At 47.9% G+C, this 9,603-nt stretch carries 8 protein-coding genes and 1 pseudogene; 4 read left to right on the top strand and 5 right to left on the bottom strand.

From position 1 onward, the window contains the following. Positions 1-2,221: TonB-dependent receptor plug domain-containing protein (locus ACLR2L_RS16255; RefSeq protein ID WP_413369567.1), on the top strand; the 2,221-nt coding region annotated here is incomplete at its 5' end. A gap of 48 nt (positions 2,222-2,269) precedes the next feature. Here the strand turns inward: ACLR2L_RS16255 and ACLR2L_RS16250 are convergent. Then, the gene (locus ACLR2L_RS16250; protein WP_140955987.1) at positions 2,270-2,464 is read right to left on the bottom strand and encodes a (2Fe-2S)-binding protein; all 195 of its coding nucleotides are present in this window, start codon (positions 2,462-2,464) and stop codon (positions 2,270-2,272) included. Positions 2,465-2,788: 324 nt separating this feature from the next. Between ACLR2L_RS16250 and ACLR2L_RS16245 the strand changes: the two genes are divergently transcribed. Further along, positions 2,789-3,394 carry a peroxiredoxin gene (locus tag ACLR2L_RS16245; protein ID WP_413369565.1) on the top strand — a complete coding sequence of 202 codons (606 nt, stop codon included), beginning with the start codon at positions 2,789-2,791 and terminating at the stop codon, positions 3,392-3,394. A 50-nt stretch (positions 3,395-3,444) separates the two neighbouring features. Here the strand turns inward: ACLR2L_RS16245 and ACLR2L_RS16240 are convergent. Together ACLR2L_RS16240 and rnt are read right to left on the bottom strand one after the other, a co-directional pair. After that, a pseudogene (locus tag ACLR2L_RS16240) lies at positions 3,445-4,760 on the bottom strand (sugar porter family MFS transporter). A 271-nt stretch (positions 4,761-5,031) separates the two neighbouring features. Next, complete coding sequence (gene rnt / locus ACLR2L_RS16235; RefSeq protein WP_413369563.1) at positions 5,032-5,658, bottom strand: ribonuclease T; 627 nt, start codon at positions 5,656-5,658, stop codon at positions 5,032-5,034. 174 nt (positions 5,659-5,832) lie between these two features. Between rnt and ACLR2L_RS16230 the strand changes: the two genes are divergently transcribed. Beyond that, entirely contained in the window at positions 5,833-6,711 is an 879-nt protein-coding gene (locus ACLR2L_RS16230; protein ID WP_413369561.1) for a flagellar protein MotY, read from the top strand. Positions 6,712-6,779: 68 nt separating this feature from the next. Here the strand turns inward: ACLR2L_RS16230 and glpQ are convergent, their stop codons facing one another. Beyond that, positions 6,780-7,781 carry a glycerophosphodiester phosphodiesterase gene (glpQ, locus tag ACLR2L_RS16225; protein ID WP_413369559.1) on the bottom strand — a complete coding sequence of 334 codons (1,002 nt, stop codon included), beginning with the start codon at positions 7,779-7,781 and terminating at the stop codon, positions 6,780-6,782. Positions 7,782-7,787: 6 nt separating this feature from the next. Beyond that, on the bottom strand, positions 7,788-8,171 hold the full coding sequence (gene gloA, locus ACLR2L_RS16220; protein WP_140955981.1) for a lactoylglutathione lyase: 384 nt from the start codon (positions 8,169-8,171) through the stop codon (positions 7,788-7,790). Between the two features lie 298 nt (positions 8,172-8,469). Between gloA and ACLR2L_RS16215 the strand changes: the two genes are divergently transcribed. After that, positions 8,470-9,378: a hypothetical protein gene (locus tag ACLR2L_RS16215; protein WP_413369557.1), complete on the top strand. Its 909-nt coding sequence runs from the start codon at positions 8,470-8,472 to the stop codon at positions 9,376-9,378. Positions 9,379-9,603: the final 225 nt, after the last annotated feature.

Genomic DNA, 9,603 nt, shown 5'->3' with positions numbered 1-9,603 from the left:
GTTTTTGGGCGGCGGCTTGTCTGACGGGGCACAAGGGCCGGATATTTCCGTATTACCGGTAAGCGCCATAGAACAGGTTGAAGTACTGCGCGATGGTGCGGCAGCCCAATATGGATCGGATGCCATTGCCGGTGTGATGAACTTTAAGCTCAAAAGCGCACCAGAAAGCGGCTCATTTACCTTAACTAGCGGTCAGTATTCTGCAGGTGATGGCGAAATGATTGGCGTGCAATATAGCCAGGGTATTGGTTTTCAGAATGGTGGATTTCTGCATTTCAGCAGCGAATTTCAGCAACAGCAACCTACCTCTCGAAGTGTACAGCGCAGTGATGCCCAAAATCTGATTGATGCTGGTAATGCGTTTATCGCCAGTCCTGCTCAGCAATGGGGTAGTGCAGACATGGACAGTGATATTAAGTTAGCACTGAATACGGCGATCCCACTTTCCAATGGCAAAGAATGGTACAGTTTTGCGTTGGGTACCCTTCGCGAAATGGAAGGGGAGTTTTATTTTCGACATCCACAAACCCGTCAGGGGGTGTTTGTTACCGATAATATAAATGGTCAGCGGGCATTGCTCGTTGCGGATTTAGACGGTATCGGACAAGGTATTGAATGTCCTTCGGTAAACGTAACCGGGGAAAATCTGTTAACGTCGTCGGCGTATTTGCAAATAAGCGACTCAGGCACTGAAACGGGGCGTAATTGTTTTGCGTTCAATGAATGGTTTCCGGGTGGATTTACGCCGCGCTTTGGTGGCAAAGTCAAAGATGCTACCTGGTATACTGGGATCCGCGGTGATCTTGGCAATGATTGGTTTTACGATATTAGCGCAGGAGTAGGGTATTCCGGGATTCAGTATTACATCGACAATACTGTGAATCCTTCACTAGGCCCTGATTCTCCCACGTCGTTTAATCCTGGCGGGGCCGCGCAATTAGAGAAAAATGCCAGTCTGGATTTGGTAAAGGAAGTCAACGCACAATTGCATCAACCCGTTACGCTGGCAATGGGCATAGAGTGGCGCAGTGAACTGTATAAGCAAATTCAGGGTGAGGAAGCCTCCTATTTTGTTGGCCCGTTTGCGCAAAATGTCACAGGGGTTAATTCCGGGTTTTCAGTAGGGGCAAACGGATTTCCGGGGTATCGCCCTGAAACGTCGGGGCAGTGGCAACGCAATAATCGTGCGATATATGTTGATGCAACCATTCCTTTCTCGCAGGCCTGGCTGTTTGGTGCCGCAATTCGCGCAGAAGACTTCTCTGACTTTGGTACGCATTTAGACGGTAAATTCAGTGCGCGCTGGCAGTTTAGTCAAAATATGGCCCTGCGCAGTTCAGTGAGTTCTGGCTATAAAGCGCCCACCGTTGGACAAAGCAATATTATTAATATCAGTACCAAGTTTGGCTTAAATGGGCTGGAAGATCAGGTTACCCTGCCGCCGTCGAATCCGGTTGCTGAACTATTGGGTGCGTCAGCACTGGCGCCAGAAGAGTCCACCAATCTGAGTATTGGATTGGTCGCCAAGGTTGCGTCTGTGGCGCAATTTACCCTGGATTTCTATCAAATCCGCCTTACCGACCGGATCAGCACAACGTCAGCGATACCACTCTCAGAAGATACCATTGAATTGCTACTTGCACAGGGGTTTAAAGAAGCTGAAACCTACCGTAGTGCCAAGTATTTCACCAATGACTTTGACACGCTTACTCGTGGAATGGACATGATTTTTCACTGGCGTTTTCCACTGGGTAACTGGCAAAACGATTTGCTCGCAAGCATAAACTGGACAGATACGCAGGTTACCCGGGTGTCTTTACATCAAACTGCCGGCAATAACGATATCGCTAATCTCACCCGGCAACGAATCCGCATGCTGGAAGATAATTTGCCTGCCTGGCGAGCCAACATTACTCTGAATCAGCAACTTGGCCCAACAGAGCTAAGCTGGCGATTGAACTACTACGGCGGATTTTACGAAGATCACCTGGATGCGGCGGCGGGACTGGATATTGAAACAGGTGGACGTTTTACGCTGGATGCCCGGTGGCAATATGCATTTGATGCAAAGTGGAGTATGACCATCGGGGTAAACAATTTGTTTAATACTCAGCCTGATATCAACCCGTATAGGTTTGTCGCTGGCGCAAAATACCCTTCAACCAGCCCGGGGGGCATTGATGGCAGTTACTATTTTGCGGCGTTAAACGCCAAATGGTAGTGTGGAGACTAGAATAGTGGAGACAAGAGTATTTACGCGTTTTGGGTATTAACCCACGTCTTTGAAGAGCGTTTCGTCAATAATAGTAGAGTCGATGATTTGTTGTGCCATTTGGATACAACGGCCACACTGAGACCCTACTTGCAGTAGTTCTTTTAACTGACGCATGTTACCCACACCGTCTTCTTTGACAGCGTTTTTGATAGCAGTATCGGTAATGCCGTAGCACATACACACGTACATAAAAGAACCTCTAACTAATGTTGCAAATGATAATAGTTGTTATTTATGTTGTTTGCAACGCATTTTCAATAGGATCATGAAAAACTCTGTTATATTCATTGCTGATGAGTGTAGCGATTTATGAACAATTTCGTAGCGAACTGAATACGCCTGTATCGGTAAACGAGGATTTGCGCAAAAAACTGGTCGGATTATCAGAAAGTTTCTGTGAAAGCTGTTGTTTTATTGAAAAGCGCACCAATAATAGAGAAGCTGACGCAAGCGCGTGAGCAACGTTGGCAATAATGCCATCAGGAAAAATCACAAACACAAGTGGAGCAAAATATGAGCGTACTGGTAGGCCGTCCGGCCCCGGATTTTACTGCTGCTGCCGTGCTGGGTAGCGGTGAAATTGTTGATAGCTTTTCTTTAAGCGATGCCATTAAGGGTAAAAAAGCCGTTGTTTTCTTTTATCCATTAGACTTTACCTTTGTATGTCCTTCAGAACTGATTGCTTTCGACAAACGTTACGACGAGTTTGTAAAGCGCGGTGTTGAAGTGATTGGTGTATCAATCGACTCTCAATTCTCTCACAATGCGTGGCGTAACACGCTGGTTAACCAAGGTGGTATTGGTCCGGTTAAGTACACACTTGTTGCTGACGTGAAGCACGAAATTTGTCAGGCGTACGACGTTGAGCATCCGGAAGCCGGTGTTGCTTTCCGTGGTTCATTCCTGATCGACGAAGCGGGTATGGTACGTCACCAGGTAGTAAACGATCTGCCTCTGGGCCGTAACATCGACGAAATGCTGCGCATGGTTGACGCGCTGGCGTTCCACGAAGAGCACGGCGAAGTATGTCCTGCTGGCTGGACTCAAGGCAAATCTGGTATGGATGCAAGCCCAGAAGGTGTTGCTAAGTACCTGGCTGAGAAATCAGAAGAGCTGTAAGCTTACCGATTTATATGTGAAAAGGCGCCGTTTGGCGCCTTTTTCGTTTTTCAACGGCTGTTGGAGAGAGCGATTCCCAGTTCCTCAATTGACTTGCCCCGGGTTTCCGGGAACAGCTTCAGCACGCACATTAATTGCAATACCATCATCACAGTGAAAAAGCCAAAAATCATCGTGGGGGTAAATGCGCCCAATACCATTGGCATCACCAGAGTGATGAGTGCAGCCAGTACCCAGTGCGTACCACATCCCAGACTTTGCCCTTTGGTGCGAACGGAGTTGGGGAATATTTCAGAGATAAACACCCAAATCACGGCACCCTGACCAACGGCATGTGACGCAATAAACATGAAAATAAACGCCACTACCAGATTGCCAGCCAACGATAAATGGAATGCAATAGTGAGTGCTGCCAGGGAAGCAATGTAACCTATTGAACCTATGATAAGCAGCGTTTTTCGGCCAGCTTTATCAATGAGTACCATGCCCAGTACCGTAAACAATAAGTTGACTAAGCCAATGCCTGCACTGGACAACAAGGCCGCACTGCTATCCAGACCGGCCAAACTAAAAATACGCGGCGCAAAGTAAATAACGAAGTTTATCCCCGATAATTGATTAAATAGGGCCAGGAGAAATGCCAGTAACACCGGCCAACGGTATGCATGGCTGAACAAGCGCTCGCTGGCACGTTGTTGATGTTCGCTTTCGATTTGATTTATAAGTTGCTGTGGATTAGCTTCGCCAACCGCATGAAGAATCTGATTTGCGGCCTGGTGATCCTGTTTGTGAAGCAATAACCAGCGAGGACTTTCAGGCACAAATATCACCAACAGCAGATAAATTGCTGCGGGCAGCGCCTCAATGCCCAGCATCCAACGCCAATCCAGAGCAAATACGCCCGCTAACAAATAATTAGAGAGAAAGGCGATCAGAATACGATTTGAAACTGATAAAGCGCCACCAACCGGCCTCGATTGGCGGCTGGCGCAATTTCCGCAATGTAAGCAGGCACGGCTATTGATGAAACACCCACGCCAATACCGCCAATAAATCGCATCAAACTGAACGTCACCGGGTCGTTTGCCAGCGCAGAACCCAGCGCCGAGAGTAAATACAATATGCCAATGGCGATTAAGGTGGGTTTGCGACCAAAGCGGTCGCAGGGGATATTCGCGCCCAGTGCACCAATTACAGTGCCCCATAGGGCAGAGGACATGATGAACAACCCGTGTGTGATGTCAGAGGTTTGCCAGAGCGCCTGAATAGGCTGGTCGGCACCTGAAATAACAGCCGTATCAAAACCAAATAAGAAACCGGCACAGGCAACAGTAATGCTCCAAAGCAGTAATTTATTACTTAGCATAGTTGTATCTTAATCGTTTAAGTTTTTGTAAGTGTACAACTCAATAGCAAAGATACAATGATTTTTTACAACTATTTAACGTTTGAGTTGCCAGGGCCTGTTTACCTTTGCTGTACAACTTTTGGTCTATATGAAAGCATTTTAATCGCGAAACAGCTCTGAAGGCATAGTTGTTCTACGTCGAAGGGCTGTGACAAAGAGTAAAATGCTTTCATGACGGCCCCATCGGCTACGGACTGCTGCAAAAGTGCACAGCAAAGGTAAACAGGCCCTAAGGAAGTGGCCAGCCGCCTAATGACGCATACCGATTCACGATATAGCAAAATAGTTCAGCCGTTTTTTGGGCATCATACAATGCGGAATGGGCCTCTTTCTGGTCGAAGGCAATTCCCGCTGCCTGACAGGCTTTTACTAATACGGTTTGGCCTAAAGCCAGGCCAGACAACGTAGTGGTGTCAAACGATACAAATGGATGAAACGGTGTGCGTTTGATATTGCAGCGTTCAATGGCAGCGTTCACAAAACTCTGATCAAAATTGGCATTGTGAGCCACAATGACGGAACGCTGGCATTCTGCTGTTTTTTGTTGTTTGCGAATGGTCTTACACAGTTCTTTTATGGCTTCGTCTTCGTCAATGGCGCCGCGCAACGCACAGTTCGGATCAATACCATTAAACTCCAGTGCCGCTGGCTCCAGATTAGCCCCTTCAAATGGATGGATATGGGCATGATAAGTTTGATCCGGGTGCAGCATGCCATTTTCGTCCATGTGCAGGGTGACCGCGGCAATTTCTAATAAGGCGTCGGTATTGGCGTTAAAGCCGGCGGTTTCAACGTCGATAATAACAGGGAAATAGCCTCTGAAACGGTTTACTAGCTGAGGTTTAGTGTGGGACATATCACTCAAAAAAACGTTGTGGACGAATCGAATATCGCGGATGTCGCGAATTAAACGTAAAGTCAGTTCTCATTCAGGGGCAAATTATGTCAACATTAAGCGAGAGTATCTACCCGCAACTAAACTTTTCTCGGCGATTGTCGATAAGGTAACGAGGCATATTCAGAGGCTATTATGGGTAAATCCATTTTGCGTAGGTCAATTTTGTTGGCGTTGGGCTTAACGGCGCTCTCTGCTCAGGGGGCGTTGCGTCAGTATCACGCTGCGGTAGAAACATCCAATTGGCAGATCAGTGAACCGTCACGGTTGAGCTGTACCTTGTCGCACGCGCTGCCTGGTTACGGCGAAGCGCAGTTTACCAGTGTTGCATCCAAACAACTCAATATGGAGTTTGTACTGGACATGCAGCGTTTACCTAAGCGTTTTGATACGGCAACGGTATATTCTGTGCCGCCAGCCTGGATGCCTGGAGAGCGTGCACGTCAAATCGCTGATATGACCATTCGCACGCAATACGATGGTGATTTACCCGAAGACACGGCCTGGACCATGCTCAGTGAACTGGAAAAAGGTTTCTGGCCCACAATTTATTATCAGGACTGGTACAACCCGGCTGACAAAGTAGCAGTGGGGCTAAATGCCAGTAACTTTATGCCCGTGTATCAGGAGTTTGTAAGTTGTGTGTCAAATTTGCTGCCTTACAGCTTTGACGACATCAGCTATACGGTACTGAGCTACGAGAAAAACAGTGTAGAGCTGTCTAAATACTCTAAGAAGCGGTTGGCCATGATTGGCGATTACCTGCGCGAAGACAACAATCTTGAACTGGTATTATTAGACGGTTACACCGATAGCTATGGCGGTTCGTGGAATAACCAGCAATTGTCGGTTCGCCGCGCAGATGAAGTTAAAAGTTATCTCACCAGTTTAGGGGTGAATCCAGAGCGGATTGAAATTACCGGCCATGGTGAGAAGCGCCATATATCCCCGAATACCAACAGTCATTCGCGGGCTACAAACCGCCGCGTAGTGGTTAGGCTGGCAAAGTCTTAAGTGTGAACTGGTTTAGTTGAAAACGGCCGCAAAAAGCGGCCGTTTTCATGTTAGCGTCTTTAAAAAAATCAGTCGGTAGAGCGTTCAACAAACGCCTTTACTGGCGGCACCTGATCGGTAAACAGGCCGGTAAATTGCCATTTGCCTACAATTAACTGCAGTAGTTGCTCTGCGGTTATGCCGGGGGGGAGCGCGTCGAGTCGGAAGGTGTAGGGGTGTATGTACAGCCCTTCTGCCTGAGCGGCTTTAACCCAGTCGGCCAATTCAAATGAAGCCGGGTTGCTGGACTGTGTAACATGGCCTAGCCAGGGGCCGATGCCTTGCACGTACTTTGCCGCTTCCTGCATTCCCTGCGGGGTTTTAAGGGCGCCGTAATCGGTGGGGGATTCACCCCACTCATCATCTGCAATCAGTTGAACCATTTTCACTTTTGCACCCAGTTCGTTGCGCAGGCGCTTCACTTCGGCAAAGTCGAAACACTGTAAAAAAATAGGGGCAGTTGGAGAGTCCAGTTCGTATTTTCGCAGTGTTGCCAGCACCAGCGAACTGATGTCATAACCTTCTGCACGATGCCAGGCGGGCGACTTTATTTCCGGGTAATAGCCAATATTGCGGCCTGTCAGTCGATTCAGTTCAGCTATTGTGGTGAGCTGCTCTTCAAAGGTGGCGATGGTGAAGTGCCCATTGCCCGCATACCGATTGGAAAACACGGGCGTGCCGTCGGCATTCTGGCGTTCATGCACATGCAGGGTTTTTAGTTCCGCCAGTGAAAAGTCCAGGGCATAGTACCTGCCATCTTCCCGCGCACGTTCTGGAAATTTCTGCTCTACGTCGGTCACGGTCTCCAAATGAATATCGTGTAGCACAACCAGCTGGCTATCGCGTGTGAGCACCAGATCCTGTTCAATGTAATCCGGCCCTTGTGCATGCGCCAGTGCCATGGCTTCCAGAGTGTGCTCAGGCAGATACCCTGAGGCGCCCCGGTGAGCGATGATCTCGAATGCCTGTACCGACATCGACAGGCTTGCTGACGTTATCAAAAAAACAGAAAATAATCGGGCTACACGCATAGTCAGTTATTCCGGTTGAATGAGTTCGATGGCATAACCATCCGGGTCGCGTACAAAGGCAATAACCGTTTTACCGCCTTTTACGGGTCCGGGTTTGCGGTATACATCAGCGCCTTTGGCTTCCAGTTGTTCGCAGAAGCGGTAAATATCGTCAACGGCAAAGGCCACATGCCCATAAGCGGTGCCCATGTCGTACTGATTCGTGTCCCAGTTGTAGGTTAATTCCAGTACGGCTTGTTCCGATTCATCAGCATAACCCACAAATGCCAGCGTATATTTATATTCTTCGTTTACGCTGGTACGCAGCAATTTCATGCCCATGGTTTCAGTATAAAAGGCCAGTGACGTGTCTAAGTCTTTGACTCGCAACATGGTGTGAAGCATTCGCATAATTGTTCTCCTCTTTGGGGTACTGTAATTCAATCAGATTGCAGCCTGATGACATGCCAGTGTCATTTTTGCCAGTGGTGGCAACATCGTCTGATAAATAGCATAACATCTGCACCAGATAGTCGGGACATACTGATCGTATTCAACCTGTCATCAACCGAAAAGTGGCGAAATTGGTCTAATCTGTTGATTAAAAATTGTGCGGCTTGGTCGAGTAGTCTAGGATAACAGACACAATAAAAATAAAAGCAGCAATTACACCACACACAAGACCGTCGGTCGTTGGCAGGAGCACGCCATGTTGAAGTTCAGAAATCGAGTATTACTGTTAGTTGTCATGTCCGGAATGTTGTATTCCACCATTGCAGAGTCAGCGTTAATTCGAAGCGGGGGGCGAGGTTCTCCTACCTCTACCGCGCCACAAAGTTATTATCTTATCAATGATGCGGATACAGTGATGGGGCCCTATGGCACCACATTGTCGGCATATGATTACCAAACTGTGATGAGTCAGGCCCCGAAATACGGGTTTACGTCAGGCAACCAACATTTATTACCGGTGCCCGGGCGTGGTTGCTATCAGGAAATGGATTACGATACGTATAACAATACACCGCCAGAATATTTACCGGTTTGGGGTGGATGTAGTTATGAGTTTTATACCGACGAGAATCTCTTTGCATTTGGCAGCTTTTTCGCTTATTTGGTAGGCGCCGCCAGTTATGATATTACCTGGACACTCAGTAATGCCGCAGGGCAAATGTGGCAGTTTACGGATGCAGATACCTCAATAGACCACACAGGTGGCAGTCAGTATCTTTACACCGATGAATATGGATATCAGGAGTATTCAGAGCAGGGCATGGTGTTTTTAAATGCCGCTATTCCGTTTGATATGCCGGTTGGGGAATACAGTATTACAGTAGATGTTACTATGCATTCTGGCAGCGATAAAACGTTTTTTTATTATCAGGATGAGCACAGTGGTTTGTCGGTAGATTGTATGACGGTAACCAACCCTGACGATTTTTGCTTCATCAGCGGAGGATTGTACGCGTCGGACACACTTACCTTTAGTGTGAATCAGGGCTTCACTGAAACCCTGCGGATTATGGCCAGAAGTCAGGAAGTAGCCGCACCCGCAATGGCAGGTGCATGGGCATTTGCTGCTCTGTTTATGTTTCAGCGTCGTCGACGTAAACTATAATTACTACAAATAGTTAGAAAGGTCGACGTTGTCGGCCTTTTGTTTTTGTGCGCCGGGCATGGCGCGTAGTGTTTTAACACTGTTCGACTTACTGTGGTGGTGAGTTGATGACTTGGAGGTGAAAGTCCTCTGCACACCCGGCAAGGGGAAGTGCTAGCCGAACGGCAAGGGTGTTCATCGCGAGGTGAAATCTGAAGGAAGCCGAAGGCAAAATGCTGGCCTGAC

The sequence above is a fragment of the Alteromonas sp. AMM-1 genome (assembly GCF_047290655.1).
Classification (GTDB): domain Bacteria; phylum Pseudomonadota; class Gammaproteobacteria; order Enterobacterales; family Alteromonadaceae; genus Alteromonas; species Alteromonas mangrovi.
This window is presented reverse-complemented; position numbering and strand designations above follow the sequence as displayed.

Excerpts from the sequence above, each read along its gene's own strand:
- ACLR2L_RS16250 (WP_140955987.1), bottom strand. The coding sequence starts at position 2,464 with ATGTACGTGTGTATGTGCTACGGCATTACCGATACTGCTATCAAAAAC.
- ACLR2L_RS16245 (WP_413369565.1), top strand. The coding sequence starts at position 2,789 with ATGAGCGTACTGGTAGGCCGTCCGGCCCCGGATTTTACTGCTGCTGCC.
- rnt (WP_413369563.1), bottom strand. The coding sequence starts at position 5,658 with ATGTCCCACACTAAACCTCAGCTAGTAAACCGTTTCAGAGGCTATTTC.
- ACLR2L_RS16230 (WP_413369561.1), top strand. The coding sequence starts at position 5,833 with ATGGGTAAATCCATTTTGCGTAGGTCAATTTTGTTGGCGTTGGGCTTA.
- glpQ (WP_413369559.1), bottom strand. The coding sequence starts at position 7,781 with ATGCGTGTAGCCCGATTATTTTCTGTTTTTTTGATAACGTCAGCAAGC.
- gloA (WP_140955981.1), bottom strand. The coding sequence starts at position 8,171 with ATGCGAATGCTTCACACCATGTTGCGAGTCAAAGACTTAGACACGTCA.
- ACLR2L_RS16215 (WP_413369557.1), top strand. The coding sequence starts at position 8,470 with ATGTTGAAGTTCAGAAATCGAGTATTACTGTTAGTTGTCATGTCCGGA.